Genomic DNA, 18,518 nt, shown 5'->3' with positions numbered 1-18,518 from the left:
ACGGAGGAGGATCCACGGTGACCCAGGAACTGCTCGGCGAATTGCGTACGCGCGGCATCAAGCTGCGTCTGACCGACGGCCGACTCGATGTGGTGGCCCCGGCCGGTGCGCTGACCGCGCGGCTGCGGGACGAACTGCGCGCACGGCGCGACGATCTCGTCGCGATGCTCAGGGATGTGGCGGCGAGCCCGGAAGCGGACGCCGTCGTGCCCCGGCCGGCCGACCGCCATGAACCCTTCCCGCTGACCGATATCCAGCACGCCTACTGGGTCGGCCGCGGGTCCGCGGTTGAACTCGGCGGCGTCTCCACCCATATCTACTTCGAACTCGAACGCCCCGGGCTGGACCAGGACCGGCTGGAGACCAGCCTCCGGGCGGTCATCGCCCGCCATGACATGCTCCGCGCGGTCATCGGCCCCGACGGCACACAGCGCGTTCTGCCGGAGGTCCCCGCGTACCGGATTCCCGTCGCCGATCTGCGCGGCCTGGTCCCGGAGAAACAGGAACAGGAGATCCTGCGCACCCGGGACGAGATGGACCACCAGGTCCTGCCCGCGGACCGCTGGCCGCTGTTCGACATCCGCGCCTCCCGGCTCGGGGACGATCTTCTGCGCCTGCACATCAGCCTCGACACCCTGATCCTCGACGGCTACAGCATGTATCTGCTCTTCCAGGACTGGCGCCGCTTCTACGAGGACGCCGACTGGTCGCCCGAGCCGCTGGACCTCTCCTACCGCGACCATGTGCTGGCCGAGGCGGCGGCGCAGGAGGGCCCCCGCTACCGGGCGGCGGAGAAGTACTGGCTCGACCGGCTGCCCGAGCTGCCCCCGGCGCCGGCCCTGCCGCTCGCCGTGCCGCCCGGCACGATCGGCCGGCCCGAGTTCGGCCATCGCGGCGGACGGCTGCCGGCCGCGCGGTGGACCGCCGTCAAGGAGTACGCACGGCGCTTCGGGGTCACCCCGTCCGCCGTGCTGATGACCGCCTACGCGGATGTCCTGCGGACCTGGTCGAGCGAGCCCGACTTCACGCTCGACCTGACCCTGTTCAACCGTCCGCAGTCCCATCCGCGCATGGGCGAACTCATCGGCGACTTCACCTCCGTCACCCTCCTCGCGCTGTCGGCCGATCCGGGCGAGGCGTTCGCCTCCCGGGTGCGGCGGCTCCAGCAGCGGCTCATGCGGGACCTGGAGCACCCCGAGTTCAGCGGTGTCCGGGTGCTGCGCGAACGCTCCCGCCGCGCGGGCGGCGGGCCCGGTGCCTCGATGCCGGTGGTCTTCACCAGCGCGCTGGTCCTGGGGACCGGCGGTGAGGACCCGTCGGAGGGGATCCGGTTCTTCGGGGACGAGATGTACGGCATCACCCAGACCCCCCAGGTATGGCTGGACCATCAGGTGACCGAGGAGCGGGGCGACCTGCTGTTCAACTGGGACGCCGTCGAGGCACTCTTCCCCGCCGGTCTCCTGGACGACATGTTCGACGCCTACCGCGCCACTCTGGACCGGCTCGCCGGGGACCCCGCGGTGTGGACGGAGCCGACGACATCGCCCGCGCTGCCCGAGTGGCAGCTTGCGGAGCGCCGCGCCGCCAACGACACCGGCGCGCCGATCCCGGCCCGCACCCTCGGCGAACTCGTCGTGTCCCGGGCCCGTACCTGTCCCGACGCGACCGCGGTGATCGACGAGAACGGCGAGCACAGCTACCGCGAGGTCATGGAGGCCGCGGCGGGGCTCGCCCACCGGCTGGTCGAACTGGGCGCCACGCGGGACACACTGGTCGGTGTGGTGCTCGACCGGGGCATGGACCAGATCGTCGCCGTGCTCGCCGTCGCCCTCTCGGGCGCCGCGTATCTGCCGGTCAGCCCGGACTGGCCGACCGCCAGGCGGCAACTGCTGCTGGAGCGCGGCGGGGCACGGATCGTGGTGACGGACCCCGGGGCGCGCGACCAACTCGACTGGCCGGCCGGTGTCCACCTCGTCACCGCGGCGGATCCCGAGGTGACCGGTGCCGGCACCGCGCCCCCGGAGGTCGATGTCCGTCCGGACGACCTGGCCTATGTGATCTTCACCTCCGGGTCGACCGGAGAGCCGAAGGGCGTGATGATCGACCATCGGGCCGCGGCCAACACCCTCCAGGACATGAACGAGCGGTTCGCGGTGGGTCCGGACGACCGGGTGCTCGCCCTGTCGGCGCTGAGCTTCGACCTCTCGGTCTACGACGTGTTCGGCGCGCTCGGGGCCGGAGCGGCGGTGGTCGTACCGGCCCGTGGCCGCGGCCAGGATCCGCTGCACTGGGACGAACTGGTACGGCGCCACGGCGTGACGGTCTGGAACTCGGTCCCCGCCCTGATGCGGGCATGGACCGAGGCCCGCGCCGCCGGAGAGAGGGACGGCCGGGCCGAGTCGAGTGTCCGGCTCGTCCTGCTGAGCGGCGACTGGATCCCCGTCACCCTTCCCGCGGCTGTCCGCGCACAGCATCCCCGCGCGGAGGTGGTGAGCCTGGGAGGCGCCACGGAGGCGTCCATCTGGTCCGTGCACCATCCGATCGGGGACGTGCCACCGGAATGGACGCGGATCCCGTACGGCAAGCCCCTCGCCAACCAGACCCTGCATGTGCTCGACAAGCACCTCGAACCGTGCCCGGTGTGGACCACGGGGGAGATCTGTATCGGCGGGGTGGGCGTGGCCCGGGGCTACTGGGGAGCGCCCGAGCTGACCGCGGAGCGCTTCGTCGTCCATCCGCTGACCGGTGAACGGCTGTATCGCACCGGGGATCTCGGCCGCTATCTGCCGGGCGGGGACATCGACTTCCTCGGACGTGCGGACTTCCAGGTGAAGCTCAACGGCTACCGCGTCGAGCTCGGCGAGATCGAGGCGGCGCTGCGCTCCGCGCCGGGCGTCGCCGAGGCCCTGGTGGGGGTGGAGAGCAACCCGGCGACCGGCGGACGCCAGCTCGTCGCGCATCTCGTCGCCGAGGACGCGGCCCAACCGCCCGCCGGTACGACCGGCACCGACCGCGCCGCGGGCGTCCGCGCCGCCGTCGAGGAACTCCTGCCGGGCTATATGGTTCCCCACCACTTCCTCTTCATCGACACCGTGCCGCTCAGTGCCAACGGCAAGGTCGACCGGAGTGCTCTGCCCGCCCCATGGGCCGAGCCGGCGTCGAAGGAGCAGACCGCACCGCGTGACGAGCTGGAGGGCCGGCTGACGCGGATGTGGGCCGATGTGCTCGAACGGGACGACTTCGGTGTCGACGACAACTTCTTCGAGCTGGGCGGGGATTCACTGCACGCGGTACGCATCCTGACGTTGATCCGCCAGGAGATCGGCCTCGAACAGGACGCGGAGGACGACCTGGGGATGCTCTTCGACTTCCCCACGATCGCGGAACTCGCCCACCGGCTCGCCCGCCGGCCGGGGCGGTGACGGCATGTCAGAAACCGATGCCGGAGGTACGGGACGGCGCACGGCGCCGCTCGACGGACACTGGGACGAGGTGATCGTCGGGGCCGGCTCCGCGGGCGCGACCCTCGCGGGACGGCTGTCGGAGGACCCCGGTCGCCGGGTCCTGCTCCTGGAGGCCGGGCCGGACAACCAGGGCGATCCCCCCGGCTCGCCAGACAACCCCGTGCTGTCGGGGGCCAATTGGGACCACTCCGCCTACGTCCACGGGGAGGCCGAGAACGGACGGCGCTATCCGTATGTGGTGGGCAAGACCGTCGGGGGCTCCTCCGCGGTGAACGGCGCCCTCGCGCTGCGCGGTCTGCCGGGTGACTTCGACGCCTGGGCCGCCGCGGGCAACCCCGCCTGGTCGTGGGAGAGCGTGCTGCCGTACTTCGTCCGGCTGGAGTCCGACGGCGACGTCAAGGGGCCCGACCACGGCAGTGAGGGGCCCCTGCCCATCCGCAGGCAGTCCGAGGACGAGTTCGGGCCCCTGTCGGCCGGCTTCCTGCACGCCTGCCGCGACCACGGCGTGCCGACCGTGGCCGACCTCAACGCGGCCGACTGCACCACCGGTGCGGGGCCCATCCCCCGCAACGAGGCGGGCGGCCGGCGCGTGTCGACGGCCGACGCGTACCTCGCCCCCGCCCGGCACCGGCCCAACCTCACGGTGGCCGGTCACTGCTCGGCCGCCCGGATCGTCTTCGACGGCGACAGGGCCGTCGGTGTGGAGGCCGTGAGCGACGGGCGGCTCGTCCGTATCGGCGCCGACCGCGTGACGCTCTCGGCCGGGGCCATCGGCACGCCCGCGATCCTGCTGCGCTCCGGTATCGGCCCGGCCGACGCACTGCTGCGGCTGGGCGTACGCCCCGTCGCCGATCTGCCCGGGGTGGGCGCGAACCTCATGGAGCATCCGATCGTCGCCCTGTGGGGGCTCCCCGCCCCGACCGGCTCCCGGCCCGCGGAGCCCATGCACCAGGTACTGGCGCGGGTGGCGAGCACGGGCGGCGCCCCCGACCTCAATCTCACGCTGGTCAACAACGTCTCCGACCTCGATGTACCCGTGATGCGCGGAGTGCTCAAGGGCCGGACCGCGTTCTCCCTGCACGCCTCGCTGCTGACGCCGCGCTCCCGCGGCTCCGTGACCCTCCAGAGCGCGGAACCGGACGCCGATCCCCTGATCGAACTCCGGCTGGCCTCGGACCCCTGGGACGTCGAACGCCTGATGACGGGCACACGGATGCTCTGGGAGATGGTCAGGGGCAGCCGCCTCGCGCCGCTGCTGGAGCGCGTGTTCCTCTGGACCGACCGGACCGTGGAGGACGACGCCATGCTGCGCCGTTCCGTCTCACGGTTCGTCTGTCCGTCCTGGCACCCGGCGGGGACCGCCGCGATGGGCCCGTCCTCGAACCGCGCGGCGGTCGTCGACGAGCGCTTCGGCGTGCACTCGGTGAGCGGACTGCGTGTCGTGGACGCCTCCGTGATGCCGACGATGCCGAGCGCGCCGACCAATCTCAGCTGCGTCATGCTCGGCGAGAGGGCGGCGTCGTGGAGCGCGTAGGGCCTGTCCGGATACGGCGTCTCCATCCGGCCGCCCGGGCGCGAGAACCGGTTCGGGGAGGCGCCGTACCGTCGTCCCGACGAACCCTTCGAAGCGCTTTCCACCGTCACGAGGAAGCCCATGAACAGGTCCTGGTGGCGCTGACCGCCGAACTGTCGACGCTGGGCGCCGCACTCACCGGGAGGCAACAGTGACCGCACACGACCTTTCCCCGAACCGCGGTGTGTCCGCGCCCCCGGGAGCCGAGTTCCCGCTGACCGATCTCCAGGCGGCGTACCTGGTCGGGTCGAGCCCGCTGATGGAGCTCGGCGGATTCCGGCCGAATCTCTACACCGAGATCGACATCGTGGACTTCGATCCCGAGGCGGCGGGACGGGCCGTCGATCTCCTGATCTCCCGTCACGAACATCTGCGGACCGTCATGACCGAGGAGGGCGGTCAGCGGGTACTCGGCGCCGCCGAGGTCACACCGTTCCCGCTGCGCGCGATCGACCTGACGGGTCTGCCGGCGCACGAGCAGGAGGCGGAGATCCACCGGACCAGGGAGCGGATGCGGGACGAGGGTCCGGCGCCCACCGGCTGGCCGCTGTTCGAGATCGTCGCCCACCGTTTACGGCCACACCGTACCCGGCTGCACTTCGCCATGAGCCTGCTGCTCCTCGACTCGACGAGCACCCGCAGGCTCCAGGAGGAGTGGTGGCGGCTCTACCGCGATCCGGCCACCGAACTGCCGCCCCTGACCGGCACCTTCCGCGCGTGTGTGCTGGCCCGCGCCGCGGACTCGGAATCGGACGCCCACCAGGCACAGTGGCGGTACTGGGAGGCGCGGCTCGACTCGCTGCCCGACGCCCCCCGGCTGCCGCTCGCCCGGCCGGCGGCCGGTATCGAGTCCGCCCGCCTGACCCGGCGTTCCTTCGTGCTGAGCCGTGAGCAGTGGCAGCGGTTCCGTACCACCATGCGCGCGCACCGTGTGCTGCCGACGACCGGACTGCTGCACGTGTACGCGGAGGTGCTGGGGGCCTGGGCGGCCGATCCGAACTTCTGTCTCAACGTCCTGCACCAGAACTGGGTGGTCCGGCATCCCGAAGCCGCAGGCGTCGTCGGCCAGTTCAGCGCCACCCTGCCCCTGGAGGTCGACCTCCGGGAGGACGAGGACTTCTTCGTACGGGCGGGGCGCCTCCAGCGCAGGCTCTGGAAGGACATGGAGCACTCCGACGTCAGCGCGATCCGGGTGACCCGTGAGCTCGCCGCCCGCCGTGGCTGGACCTCGCGCGCGGCGCTGCCCTATGTCTTCAACAGCATGCTGGGTCCGGGGGAGCGGCCCGCCACCGGGAGGGGGGTGTGCCGGACGGTGACCTCCGCCCTGCGCACTCCCCAGGTGCTGATCGACCAGCAGGTCAAGGACGCCCCCGGGGGAGGTGTCGAGTGCGTGTGGGACATCGTCGGCGAAGCCTTCCCCGAGGGCCTCCCCGACGCGATGTTCGACGCCTACCGGAGCATGCTGGAGTCGCTCGCCGCGCCGGACGGCGCCGAGGCCCGGCCCGCTCTCCCGGCGGGGGCCCACCGGGATCTCGTCGAGCGGCTGAACACGACGGCCGAGGCGCCGCCGACGGGCCGGCTGGAGGACGGCTTCCTTCAGCGGGCGGCGGCGGAGCCGGACCGGCCGGCGATTCTGACGGCGCACCGCACGGTGACGTACGGGGAGCTGGAAGCGGGCTCGCGGTCCGTCGCCGTATGGCTGCGCGACCACGGGGTCGGCCGTGGTGATGTGGTGCCCGTCGTGATGGACAAGGGCTGGGAACAGGTCGCGGCCGTACTCGGTGTACTGAGGGCCGGCGCCGCCTACTGCCCCGTATCGGTGACCCTGCCCGCCGACCGTATCGGGCGTCTGCTCGACGCGACATCCGCACGCACCGCGCTGTGCCAGTCCCGCCGCCTGCCCGAACCCCTCCGTCAAGGAGCGCTTCCCACGCTCCGCGTCGACCTGGCGGATCCGACGGACCAGGTGCTGGATGCACCGGTGAGCGACTCCGGTGAACTGGCCTACATCATTCACACCTCGGGCTCGACCGGTGCCCCCAAGGGCGTCATGATCGGCCACGGAGCGGCCCTGAACACGATCGCCGACATCAACCGGCGGCTGCGGCTCGGCCCGGACGACCGGGTGTTCGGCATCTCCTCGCTCAGCTTCGATCTCTCGGTCTGGGACATCTTCGGCACCCTGGCGGCCGGCGCCGCACTCGTGCTTCCCGCGGCGACCGACCACCCCGATCCCGAGGGATGGGCCGAGACCTCGCTCGCGCACGGCGCCACCGTGTGGAACTCCGTCCCGGCGCTCGCCGAGATGCTCGTCGAGGTCCTCGCCCACCGGCCGGGGCCGGATCTGCCGCCGCTGCGGGCGTTCCTGCTGAGCGGCGACTGGATACCCGTCTGGCTCCCGGACCGGATGCGGTCCCTGTGGAGCGATGTCCGGGTGCTGGGGCTCGGCGGCGCCACCGAGGCGTCCATCTGGTCGAACTGCTTCGAGATCGGCCGTGTCGACCCCGCCTGGCGGAGCATTCCGTACGGGACTCCGCTCAGCGGGCAGACCATGCGGGTACTCGACCACGCCATGGAGGTCAGACCGCCCTGGGCCACCGGCAGGATCTATATCGGCGGCGTCGGTGTCGCCCAGGGGTACGCGAAGGATCTGGAGCGCACCGCCGAGCGGTTCGTCCGGCACCCGCGTACCGGTGAACGCCTGTACTGGACGGGCGATCTGGGGCGTTACTGGCCCGACGGCACCATCGAGTTCCTCGGCCGTGAGGACCGGCAGGTCCAGCTTCAGGGTTTCCGGGTGGAGCCCGGCGAGGTGGAGAGCGCGGTGCGCGGCCATCCGGCGGTGGCCGAATGCGTCGTGTCCACGGTCGCGTCGCCGGACGGCCGACCCCGGCTGGTGTGCCTGGTGGTCCCGGACGAGGGCTTCGCCGTCGGCGCCGAGGAGATCTCCCGGCATCTGAGGGAGCGGCTGCCGTCCTACATGATCCCGGGGGAGTACCGGGTCGTGGAGCGGCTGCCGTTGACCCCCAATGGCAAGGTCGACCTGGACCAGGTGCGGGCCGTGCCGGCCGCACCGTCCGCAACGGCCGCCGGTGGTACGGACGTCGGCGCCGCGGACGACAAGGTGACGCGTCGGCTGGGCGAGCTGTGGGAGCAACTGCTGGGAGTCGAATCGGTCGGTCCTGACAGCGACTTCTTCGCGATGGGCGGCAACTCGCTCCTCGCGCTGCGGCTCATCAACCGGGCGCGTTCGGAGCTCGGCGCGGAGGTTCAGTTCGGCCAGATCTTCGAAACACCGACGTTGCGGGCCTTCGCGACGGCCGTCCTGGCCGGTGCCCGCCCGGCGGCGTGCGCGGTCAGGCTGTCCGACGGCGAGGAGAGCGGCACAGGACCCGGGCTGATCCTCTTCCACCCGGTGGGCGGCTCGGTCACCAGCTATCTCGAACTGGCCCGTGTCTGGCCGGGTCCCGTACACGCCTTCCAGAGCCGCATGCTCGTCGACGGCGCCGAGGCGTCGGGCGCACCTGACCTGACGACGATGGCATCGGCGTATCGCGAGGAACTGCTGGATCTGGTGCCCGAGGGCCCGTTCCTGCTCGGCGGCTGGTCGATGGGTGGTGTGCTGGCCTACGAAGTCGGCAGGCAGCTGATCGCCGAGGGCCACGAGTGCCGGGTCTTCATGATCGACAGCCTGGTCGCCGAGGGCCGGACGCCGAGGACGCGGGCCGAGGGCTATCTGGAGTTCCTGGGCGATCTGGCCGGCGGGCGTCCGCCGGCCGGGCTCGTGACCGCGGTGGACGAGGCCGGCGAAGAGGAGGTCGCGCGGGCCGCCAGGGCGGCTGCGGTCGAGCACGGACTCCTCCCCTCGGAGATCGATCTCGCGGGATTCGAGCGGCTGTCGGGCGCGCACGCCCATCACCTCAAGCTGCTGGGCGCCTATCGTCCCGGCTTCTGTGAGGAGGTATCCGCTCTGCTCTTCGTCGCGCGGACGAGGCGGGGAGACCTCCGGGGGCCGGGCGCCGACTGGCGGGCGGTGTGCCCGCGGATCGAGGTCGAGTTCCTGGAGGGGGATCACTACTCGATCGTGTCGGCCGGTGGACTCCGGGCCATCAGCGAACGGCTCGTCCGTTGGCTTGCCGCTACGGGGGATTAAGCGTGCAGCCGGATGAACGTATGCCGTGTCGCTGACGGCCCGGAGGGCTCTGGTGTCAGTACCGGCCCAGGGTTCCCCGGCGCCTGGCGACATTCTCCAGACGGCCGAAGAGGAGGACGCCGATCGCGATGAGTACGAGCGGCTGAAGGATCACCCACCACAGGCCCCAGCCGGTCACCAGACCGGTCAGGGCGTGGCCGCCCACGAGGATGTCGCGGATGGCCTCGATGCCCGGCGCGATCGGTACGAGGAGCCGGCTGAGGAAGGCGGTCACGTCCGGCATGTTGTCCAGCGGGACGAACGTGCCGCCCGCGATGAACCACACGGCCATCGAGAACTGCGTGATGATCTCGATGCGCTTGTACACCAGCGTCAGCCCGCACAGGATCAGCGCGAGTCCGCAGGTGCCCAGGACGATGGACGTGGCCGGCACCAGGATCTGCACGTCGAAGGGCGTGTCCCCGCCCCTCGCCTCGATGGTGATCACTCCCACCAGGAGGACGGACAGGGCGCTCGGCAGAGCCGAGACGACGGCGGCCACCTGGCGGCCGAGAATGAGTGTCCACGAGGGCAGCGGCGTGAGGTACGTCTGTTCCAGCACGCCCGACTGCATGTCTCCGAGATAGCTCCAGAAGGCCCGGTTCACCTGCTCGTGGATGAAGACGAGCGAGACCATGCCGAGCAGGCCCGGCAGGAGCAGTTCGTCCCGCAGCTGCCCGCGCCCCATGAACAGGACGAGCAGCAGGAAGAAGACAGGGAAGGTGATCATCTGCACCAGGACCTCGCGCCACCCCGCCGCCAGGTTCAGCAGGCCCTTCCGCACTTCGTTGCTGAAGGCGTTGAGGTAGGTGGCGGCGCCTGGGCGGTCCGCGGTGTTCGCCGGAGCGGTGCGGCCGGCTGTGGGAGTGAGCGTCGTCATGGTCGGTCCCCGCTCATTTCAGTACTGGCCGAGCCGGCCGTCGCGCACGGCTCTGCGGTGGTTTCGGGAGAAGAGCCATCCTCCGAAGAGGACGAGCGCGAAGGTGTAGGCGAGCAGCCAGGGCAGCGTCCCGTCGGACCAGATGTCCCCGAGCGACTTCCCGTCGAAGAGCACCTTCGTGGTCGCCTCGACCCCCAGGGTGGTCGGCAGGAACCGCGCCACCACCGCCAGCCAGTCCGGGTACAGACCGAGCGGCATCATCGAGCCGTTCAGCAGGATGACCAGTGAGGTGAACAGCGAGTGCAGGGCGCCGACCATGGGGGAGCTGACGGCGATGGCCGCGAGTACGAAGGTGAACGCCAGGACGTTGACGATGACCAGGGCGTAGGGCACCAGCGCGGCGGCCTTCAGCGGAATCGTCACCCCGGTCACGAACATCGGCACCAGCGTGGCGACCAGGGCCACCATGAGCCCCAGCGTGGACGCGGTGACAAGCCGGCCCAGCATGAAGACCCACGGAGGCGCGGGCGACATATGGCTCTGGGAGTAGGTGCCGCCCCGCTTCTCCTCGACGAGGTCGGCCACCATGACCAGGCTGCCGTAGTGCAGGAACCAGTAGCCGCTGATGGCGACGAGTGTTTCCGGGATCAGCTCCCTGCGGAGCGTGCCCTGCCCCATCACGTATTGCATGCCGAGATACAGCACCGTGCTGATGACCAGCATGATGATGTGTCCCACGGGGTGGGCCAGCTGTGACAGCAGTCCCTTGCGGACCTCGGCACGCAGCACGCTCAGACCGGTGCTCGGGGTCAGCTTCCAGTCGGTACGGGCCGGCGGGACCGGCCGTTCGGTGGCGGCGGGCGCGACGCTAGTCATGGGCGGGCGCCTTGATGAGACCCATGAAGACGTCCTCCAGGTCCGGCTGCACCTGGGACAGCGACTGCACCACGGCCTGCTGGTCGCGTAACCGGTCGACGAGCGTGTAGACCTGCTGCGGGTCGCTCACGCGCCCCGAGATGATCGTCGTGCCCTCGACGCTGCGGGCGGTGAAGCCGGACGGGAGTGAGAGCTCCGGCAACTCCCCCTCGACGCGCACCTCGTACTTGTCCCGCTCACGGAATTGCGAGAGCAACTGCTCGGTCGGCAGGTCGGCGACGACCTGGCCCTTCCGGATCACGGCCACCCGGTCGCACAACTCCTCGACCACGTTCATCTGGTGGGTGGTGAGGAGAACCGTCTTGCCGCGCTCCCGCGACATGGTGCGGATCCACTCCATGACCGTGCGGGTCGCCTCGACATCGAGTCCGATCGTGGGCTCGTCCAGCAGCACGATGGGCGGGTCGGCGATCAGGGCCGCGGCCACGGCGACCTTCTGCTGCATGCCGCGCGAGTAGCCGCCGACCTTCTCGTCACGGCGCTCCCAGAGGTCGAGACCCGTCAGGAGTTCCTCGGCGCGGACGCGCGCGTCGGCGCCGCGCATGCCCTTCAGCCGCCCGAAGTAGAGCAGGTTCTGCCAGGCGGAGAGCGTCCAGTAGACGTTGCGCGAGCCCTCCAGGACCGCGCCGAACTGCTGCATCGCGGCGGACCGCCGGCGGGTGACGTCGAATCCGTTCAGCAGGGTCTTGCCCGATGTGGGGGCCAGCAGCCCGGACAGGATCTTGATTGTGGTCGTCTTCCCGGCGCCGTTCGGGCCCAGGAAGCCGAAGACCGTGCCGGCCGGGACCGACAGGGAGATGTTGTCGACGGACGGTGTGTCCGACGAACCGTAGGTCTTGGTGAGCCCGCTGATCTCGATCGCGGGCGTGGCCGTGACTGCTCCTGGCCGGCCGGAGCCGGCGGGTGCCTGGGTTTGCGTACTCACATTCGCACCTTCATGGGGTAAACAGCGCACCGAAACGTGAACATCGTTTACTTTGCATGTGCTGTACTCTAAAGTCAAGGGTGTTCTCGTGGAATGCTGGGTGCAGGTCGGACACGAAGAAGCGGGCAGGCGGATGTCATCGAACTGGCGTGAGAAACGGCGGGCGTCCGCCGTGGCGGAGATCAAGGAAGTGGCCCGACAACTCCTGGTCAAGGGAGGGGTGACGGCCGTGTCCCTGCGCGCCATCTCCCGCGAGATGGGGATGACGCCCTCGGCGCTCTATCGCTACTTCCCGAGCCTGGACGCGCTGCTGGCGGGTATGCGCAGCGATCTCTTCGAGGAGCTGGGCGAGGCGACCACGAAGGCGCGTGACGCCGTGGCCGGCGACGATCCGCTGCTGCGGCTGATGGCGATGGCGCGCGCGTTCCGCGCCTGGGGGCTCGAACACCGCGCGGAGTTCGGTCTCATGCTCGGCCCGCCTCCGTCGGGCGGCGAGGGCGGTCAGGACCCGGACGAACCGGATTACGCGCCCGCGTGTGTGGGCGTCACCTTCCTCGGTGAGATCGCGGAGCTGGACCGGCGCGGCGCCCTGCGGGTCCCGTCGGTCGAGCTCATCGAGGGCCGGCTCGCACCGGGATTGCGGGACTATCTCGATGGCCAGGAAGGGCTCGGCCTCCCGGTGATCTTCGCCTTCCTCGCGGTCTGGGCCAGGCTCTACGGCATCATCGCGATGGAGATCTTCGGGCATATGGCCTGGGCGGTGACCGACAGCGGCGCTCTCTTCGAGACCGAGCTGATCAACTTCGCGCAGCAGCTGTCGGGCACCGCGTACGAGAGCTCCTGAAGCCGGTTCCGCCGACTTCAGGAGACCTCGTCCCGCGCACGGCCGGGACCGCGCACGGCCGGACCGGATATGCCCGGACCGAACTGGACCTACTCGTCTAGGAACGAACCGCGGTCCCGCGGCCGACATGGGCCAGGATCTCGTCCGCCGCGCGCACCGCCCCGCCGGACTCACGGATGTGGTCCCGCAGGTCCCGCGTCGCGGCCCGTACGGTGTCGTCGGCCTCGATGTCCAGGACAGCGGCGCGAATCGCGCTCGCGGACGTCTCGTCCCGGCCGATCACGCGTGCGACACCGAAATCCGCGAGCTGGCGTGCCAGCCCGTCCGCCGCGGCCAGTTGCGGCATCACGACCAGCGGGGTGCCCGCGTGCAGCGCGTGCATCACCGTCCCCGTTCCGCCGGAGCAGACGGTGAGCCGGGCGTGCTCCAGCACGGACCCGAACGGCACCCAGGTGTGTGTCTCGACATCGGCCGGCAGCGGCCCGATGTCGGCCGGGTCGACTCCAGGACCCACCGCGATCACCACGTGCCACGACAGCCCCTCGAAGGCCTCGACGCACATCCGGAACAGCTCGGGCTGCTGGTTGAAGCTGGTGCCGAGCGAGACCAGAGCGACCGGTTTCCCGCTCGCGGGAGGCCGCCAGGTCCCCTCCGGGTCCGCCGCGCGCAGACACGGTCCGACGAAGACGAACTTGTCGTCGGTCTCGGCGTCGATATAGCCGAACCTGCTCGGATAGAAGACGATCTTCAGCGCCTCGGGGTCGCCCGTCAGCTGATGGAAGGCCACTTCCGGGTCGACGCCGTTCAGCTCCGCGTACCGCCGCATCTCGCCGCGGAGTTCGGCGTAGGCGGCGTCGCCGATGGCGGCCGGTGTGACGTGCTGACTGACACACCCCACCGGGAAGAGCCGCACCGCCGGGACACCCCACTTCTCCCCGAGCAGCTCGCCGATCCACCGCACATAGCCGTCGTAGACGACGGCGTCCGGGCGGTCGTCCGCGAAGTGGGCGTCGAACAGCGATGTGGTGGCGATGCCCTCGCGCACCCCGCTCAGCAGGACTTTGGCCAGCCAGTTCTCCGTACCCGGCGGAAAGTCCCGCTGCACGTCGATGGTGGACTCGTACGGGATGACGGTCGCGCCGGTGGACGCGACCTCCTTCGCGAACGCCGCGGTGGCCGGATAGCTCACCCGGTGTCCTCGGCGTACCAGCTCCTCGACGACCGCGAGAGTGGGCGCGAGATGCCCGGGCGCGGGGACGTTGAAGAAGGCGATGTGCCGGCTGCTGCTGCCCATGACAGGACCTCCCTCAGACCCGCCGGCCACGGATGGAGACGAACTCGTGGCTCCGTACGACCATCGCCCTGTTGTGCATCAGGTCCGTCAGGAAGAGGTCGATGTCGGCGGCGTCGAAGCCGGCCTCGATCATGGCGTCGCGCTTCTGGCTGACGTTGTTCTCGTACAGCCGGCAGCCGTAGTCGCCACCCGTCCAGCTCTCGAAGTGCCAGCGGGTGCGCACGGAGGAGAGACCGGCGTCGAGCATGGTCCGGTGGACCTCGTGGCCCCAGCCGCCATGCGTGTGACGAGCCGTCATCACGTCGTACAGTCCGTCCAGGACCCGCCTGAAGACCGCGGCGTGCTCCTCGCTCGGTGCGGACACCACCCGTGGGGTCGAGCGGACGAACTCGCCCAGCAGCAGCCAGCCGCCCGGCTTCAGCGAGCCGGCCAGACGGTGTACGAACTCCACCCGGTTCTCCAGGTGGTGGGTCAGCAGTCTGCCGTGGATGAGGTCGAACGGGCCCTTGGCCGCGAGCGGTTCACCGCTGCTCAGGTCCTGGGTGTGGATCCCGATGTTCGGCCCCTGGGGGACCATATGGGTGTCCTGGTCGATGGCCTCGACCCGACCGGTCTCACCGGCCAGCTCGGACAGCATCCTCGTCACCGATCCGCCACCGGCGCCGAGATCGAGGTAGTGGCCGCCCGCGCCCGGCGCTATCTCGCCGAGCTCCGCGCGGGTGAAGGGGTCGAGGAACTCCTCAAGCGGGCTCAACTGGGCGGGGACGTTGTGGAATACGTAGTCGGCGAGGTTGGTCATCGTCTTCCTCTGTGGTGGTGGAGCCGGCGGTGGGATGGAACGCTGCGGTCGTCGGGGACGGTCAGGGGCTGTAGCTGAACAGTTCCTTGTCCCGGTAGGTCTCCTCGCGACGCTTCATGGACTTGATCAGCGCGTCGCGGAGCCGGCCCACGAGGGGGTTGGTGGTGTGCCCCAGTCGCGCGATCAGCCGCGAGTGCTGGACGATCTTGTTGGCGCGCCGCGAGCGGACGCGCCCGTAGTGGCGCAGGGCGGCGGGCACATCATGCTCGGACAGGAGGCAGGCCAGGCTGGCGACATCCTCCAGCGCCATGTTGGCGCCCTGGCCCAGGACAGGTCCGATCGGGTGCGCGGCGTCGCCGAGCAGTGTGACCCTGCCGGTGTGCCAGCGCTTCAGGGGCGGGCAGTCATGGACATCGGTGACGACCATGTCCTCCAGCGCGCAGGAGGCGACCGTCTCCGGCAAGGGAGCGGACCACTCGCCCCACAGCTCCAGCAGATCGGCCTTGGCCCGCTCGGCGGGCTTGGCCGGCCAGCTGTGCTCGGGGGCATTGACGGTGGCCGTCCAGAAGAGGCGTGTGTCGTCGAACGCCTCGGCGAAGAAGTGGCCGCCGGGGCCGACGAACACGAAGCCGTCACCGTGCTGGGCCGGTCTCTTGGAGATGCCGCGGACGGAGGTGAACCCGAGATAGCGCGGCGGCACCTCACCGGCGACCAGCGACCGCAGAGTGGAGCGCACCCCGTCGGCCCCGACGACCAGATCGCCGGTGACGGTGCGGCCGTCGGTCAGCCGCACCGTGGCGGTGTCACCGGCGCTGGACGCCGCCACCACGGTGGCCTGGTGATGGACCGTCACCGGCGCCGACCCCGGCCGGTGCACCGCCTCGGCCAGGATCCGGTGCAGATCCGCCCGGAGGATGCCGATCATCGGGGCTCCCCATTTCGCCGGGAAGTTGCCCACCTCACGGCTCTTCAGGAGCTTGCCGTCCCAGGACATGATCGGCATGTCGGAGGCATGCCGATCGCTTGACCATCCCGCGCTCCGCACGGCCTCGCCGAGCCGGGGGCTGATGCGGTCCACCGACTTGACCCCGTTGGGCGTCAACTCGATCCCCGATCCCGTGTTGCCGAACCCCTTCGCGCGCTCGAACACCTCCGCGGAGATTCCGCGTTCGCGCAGGGCGACAGCGAGCGCGAGTCCGCCGATCCCCCCGCCGGCGATGAGTACCTTGATCGACTTCATGTCCGAGTCCCTCCCGAGCTGTTGTCCCCGGCTCTCATGGAGAGCCGGGAGGGCTGTTTTCTGCCACGGTCGTCGCCACCGGGCACGAGAGCGCGTAAGAGCGGCCAATGGGGCACGGATACCGGTCCAGGGCGTTCGCCGATTTTCTCGGCGTTCGCGTGCTGCCGCGGTCTTCGTCTTTCTCGGAGAAAGGCCGTCCCCAGGTGATTTGACGAGCAGTTTCGCATGACGGAACTCTCGCGAGAATATCCCAAATTGCTATTCTTTCCGGTGATCCGGAGGGCTTGTGGTCGAGACATCGGCGCGGCTATCGTCACCAATTCCTGCGCGCGGCCGATTAATTCTGCACAAATCTGCGGACCGAGGACGGATGACGGAATGACGACAATGGCAGGCATTGACGGAGCGGGCGGTACGCCGCTCTCCTGGCGTTCCCTGCGCATATCCCTCGACGACGAGACATACGCGGAGCGGCTGCTGCTCACCGTGGTCGCGCCATGGGCGGCCGGGCAGCTGGCCGACCGCGCCGTGGCGAGCTGGTTCCCCGAGCGCGCGGGCGGGCACGGGGAAGAGTTGCGCGTGCACGTCCTGAGCGCGGACGAACGGATCACGGCCGGGCTCATCGAGGCGATCCGGTCCGCAGGACCGAACGCGTCCGGCTCGGCCCCGGAGACGGCCGAGCTTCCCTATGTGCCCGACGCGGCCCTGTTCGGCGGCGCCGAGGGGATCGCGGTGTGCGCGGAGCACTTCGGGGAGGCCGCGCGTACCGCCGTCGAGACGATCAGGGCGACGCCGTCGCGTGAGAAGCGTCTGCGCGCGGCCGCCGCTCTGCTGCTGGCCTCGGCTCTGGCCATCGGGCCCGATCCGCGCGAGGCCGTTCAGTGGCTGCGCGGACAGGCGTCCTCGCTCGCCGGCACGGCGGACGTCGCCGACGCGCGAACCCGTGCCGAGGAGGACCACTTCCGCAACGAGGCCGAGTGGCGGTCCCGGCACGCCGTCACCCGCGCGGAGACCGCTCTGCCCACGACCACGACCGGGGCCTGGTACCGGCAGCAGTGCGCCGTGTGGACGTCGCTGACACGGCTGCGGGAGGCCGGGCGGCTCGACGGGACCCCGGGGGACGTTCTCCGCGCGTTCGTACGGCTGCTCTTCGGTCAGTTGGGCCTCGGCGCGCATGACGAGGCGTACGTGGCCTGGCTGGTGTCCATGGACCTCGTCTCGCCGGGACCGCGCGAGCCCTTCTTCGCCGACTCCCAGGCGTCCGTCGACCGCCTCATGCACGAGCACAGCAAGTACTTCGACGCCCGTCTCATGGACCAGCGCCCCGATATGGCCGGCGCGACGGCCGAGGGGCGCCAGGAGCTCCCGCCCGTGCTGGCGCGCGTCGAACTCGGACGACCCCGGGCGCCTGGTCCGGACGCCCCGAGGTTCGAGGAGGTCCTTCTCGCCCGCCGCAGCGCGTACGGCTCGTACGGAGGCCCCGTCACCCTTGGCCAACTCGGCGCGCTGCTCTACTTCTCGGCGGGTGTCACGGCGCGGAAGACCATGCCAGGGGCGGACAGCTCCTACCCGGTCAGGCCGTACCCGAGCGGCGGCACTCGCTACCCGCTGCGCGTCCTGCTGTACTGCCACGCCGTCGACGGACTCGCCCGGGGCACCTATCTCTACGACCCGGAGGGGCACGCGCTCGAACAGCTGGGTGACAGGGACATCCGCGCCGATCTGATGAGGATGGCGCCCGCCACCGATCCGCGCGTGGTCTTCCCGCCCAAGGCGGGCGGGAAGCTGCGTGTCGACGACTGCCCGCTGTGGGTCTTCACCGTGGCCGACCTGACCTTCCAGCGACTTCACTACGGCCTGCGCTCCTATCGTCTCGTCCTGCAGGAGAGCGGCCACCTCGCGCAGAATCTCGCGCTCGTCGCGACGTGGCTGGGCAAGTCCTCGGTGGGGCTCGGCGGGTTCTACGACGACACCGCGAACGAGGCACTGGCGCTGGACGGGGTCAACTCGTCAGTGGTCTACGTCCATCTCGTCGGCGTGGTTCGGCCGCCGTCCCGCACTGACGGAGCGATTCCTGATGCCTGACCGTGCGGGAGCGGTGCGAGGCGGGGTGTGACACGCGGACTGGCCGGCCGGGAGCCGTCCGTCCCCTTCGAGCCGCGGCGTTCCGCGGTGGGCACGGGTTTCCCCCCGATGGACGCAGAGATTACTATATGAGAGCTCTAGTGTCTCCCTCTTCTCAACAAGTCGTCGGGCGCCCGCCCACCCGGCGCGGGTGGGCGGGCGTCACCGGAGAGAGGGGCAGACCTGGCGGAGGAACCGGACTCCGGCGGTGATCCTCTGTGCCGCACGGACCGGTTCCCGGGGTATC

General features: G+C 70.4%; 11 protein-coding genes. 5 read left to right on the top strand and 6 right to left on the bottom strand.

What is annotated here, in order from left to right:
• Nucleotides 1-17: 17 nt before the first annotated feature.
• The 3 genes from AB0M67_RS36650 (at nucleotide 18) to AB0M67_RS36640 (ending at nucleotide 9,190) form a co-directional block, all read left to right on the top strand.
• Complete coding sequence (locus AB0M67_RS36650) at nucleotides 18-3,422, top strand: amino acid adenylation domain-containing protein (RefSeq protein WP_365751945.1); 3,405 nt, start codon at nucleotides 18-20, stop codon at nucleotides 3,420-3,422.
• 4 nt (nucleotides 3,423-3,426) lie between these two features.
• The gene (locus AB0M67_RS36645; protein ID WP_365751944.1) at nucleotides 3,427-4,998 is read left to right on the top strand and encodes a GMC family oxidoreductase N-terminal domain-containing protein; all 1,572 of its coding nucleotides are present in this window, start codon (nucleotides 3,427-3,429) and stop codon (nucleotides 4,996-4,998) included.
• Nucleotides 4,999-5,188: 190 nt separating this feature from the next.
• Nucleotides 5,189-9,190: an amino acid adenylation domain-containing protein gene (locus AB0M67_RS36640; RefSeq protein ID WP_365751943.1), complete on the top strand. Its 4,002-nt coding sequence runs from the start codon at nucleotides 5,189-5,191 to the stop codon at nucleotides 9,188-9,190.
• 55 nt (nucleotides 9,191-9,245) lie between these two features.
• On the opposite strand, the gene AB0M67_RS36635 is transcribed toward AB0M67_RS36640, so the two are convergent.
• Genes AB0M67_RS36635 through AB0M67_RS36625 form a run of 3 tightly spaced genes read right to left on the bottom strand, consistent with a single transcriptional unit; the run spans nucleotide 9,246 to nucleotide 11,970 of the window.
• Nucleotides 9,246-10,109, bottom strand: coding sequence for an ABC transporter permease (locus tag AB0M67_RS36635; RefSeq protein WP_365751942.1), 864 nt, complete (start codon nucleotides 10,107-10,109; stop codon nucleotides 9,246-9,248).
• 18 nt (nucleotides 10,110-10,127) lie between these two features.
• A complete protein-coding gene (locus tag AB0M67_RS36630) occupies nucleotides 10,128-10,985 on the bottom strand; it encodes an ABC transporter permease (RefSeq protein WP_365751941.1) in 858 nt (285 codons plus the stop codon).
• Complete coding sequence (locus tag AB0M67_RS36625) at nucleotides 10,978-11,970, bottom strand: ABC transporter ATP-binding protein (RefSeq protein ID WP_365751940.1); 993 nt, start codon at nucleotides 11,968-11,970, stop codon at nucleotides 10,978-10,980. The genes AB0M67_RS36630 and AB0M67_RS36625 overlap by 8 nt, the downstream gene beginning before the upstream one ends.
• Nucleotides 11,971-12,103: 133 nt before the next feature.
• Here AB0M67_RS36625 and AB0M67_RS36620 point away from each other — a divergent pair, with 133 nt between their 5' ends.
• Entirely contained in the window at nucleotides 12,104-12,814 is a 711-nt protein-coding gene (locus AB0M67_RS36620) for a TetR/AcrR family transcriptional regulator (RefSeq protein WP_365751939.1), read from the top strand.
• Nucleotides 12,815-12,911: 97 nt separating this feature from the next.
• Here AB0M67_RS36620 and AB0M67_RS36615 read toward each other — a convergent pair whose 3' ends face one another.
• The 3 genes from AB0M67_RS36615 to AB0M67_RS36605 all read right to left on the bottom strand — a co-directional run bounded on the left by AB0M67_RS36615 (nucleotide 12,912) and on the right by AB0M67_RS36605 (nucleotide 16,147).
• Nucleotides 12,912-14,108: a macrolide family glycosyltransferase gene (locus tag AB0M67_RS36615; RefSeq protein ID WP_365751938.1), complete on the bottom strand. Its 1,197-nt coding sequence runs from the start codon at nucleotides 14,106-14,108 to the stop codon at nucleotides 12,912-12,914.
• Nucleotides 14,109-14,121: 13 nt separating this feature from the next.
• Nucleotides 14,122-14,907 (bottom strand): methyltransferase domain-containing protein, encoded by a 786-nt coding sequence (locus AB0M67_RS36610; RefSeq protein WP_365751937.1) that lies wholly within the window; start codon nucleotides 14,905-14,907, stop codon nucleotides 14,122-14,124.
• A 61-nt stretch (nucleotides 14,908-14,968) separates the two neighbouring features.
• Entirely contained in the window at nucleotides 14,969-16,147 is a 1,179-nt protein-coding gene (locus tag AB0M67_RS36605) for an NAD(P)/FAD-dependent oxidoreductase (protein WP_365751936.1), read from the bottom strand.
• 387 nt (nucleotides 16,148-16,534) lie between these two features.
• Here AB0M67_RS36605 and AB0M67_RS36600 point away from each other — a divergent pair, with 387 nt between their 5' ends.
• The gene (locus AB0M67_RS36600) at nucleotides 16,535-18,232 is read left to right on the top strand and encodes a SagB family peptide dehydrogenase (protein ID WP_365751935.1); all 1,698 of its coding nucleotides are present in this window, start codon (nucleotides 16,535-16,537) and stop codon (nucleotides 18,230-18,232) included.
• Nucleotides 18,233-18,518 lie beyond the last annotated feature (286 nt).

The organism is Streptomyces sp. NPDC051662 (assembly GCF_040681655.1).
Taxonomy (GTDB): domain Bacteria; phylum Actinomycetota; class Actinomycetes; order Streptomycetales; family Streptomycetaceae; genus Streptomyces.
This window is presented reverse-complemented; position numbering and strand designations above follow the sequence as displayed.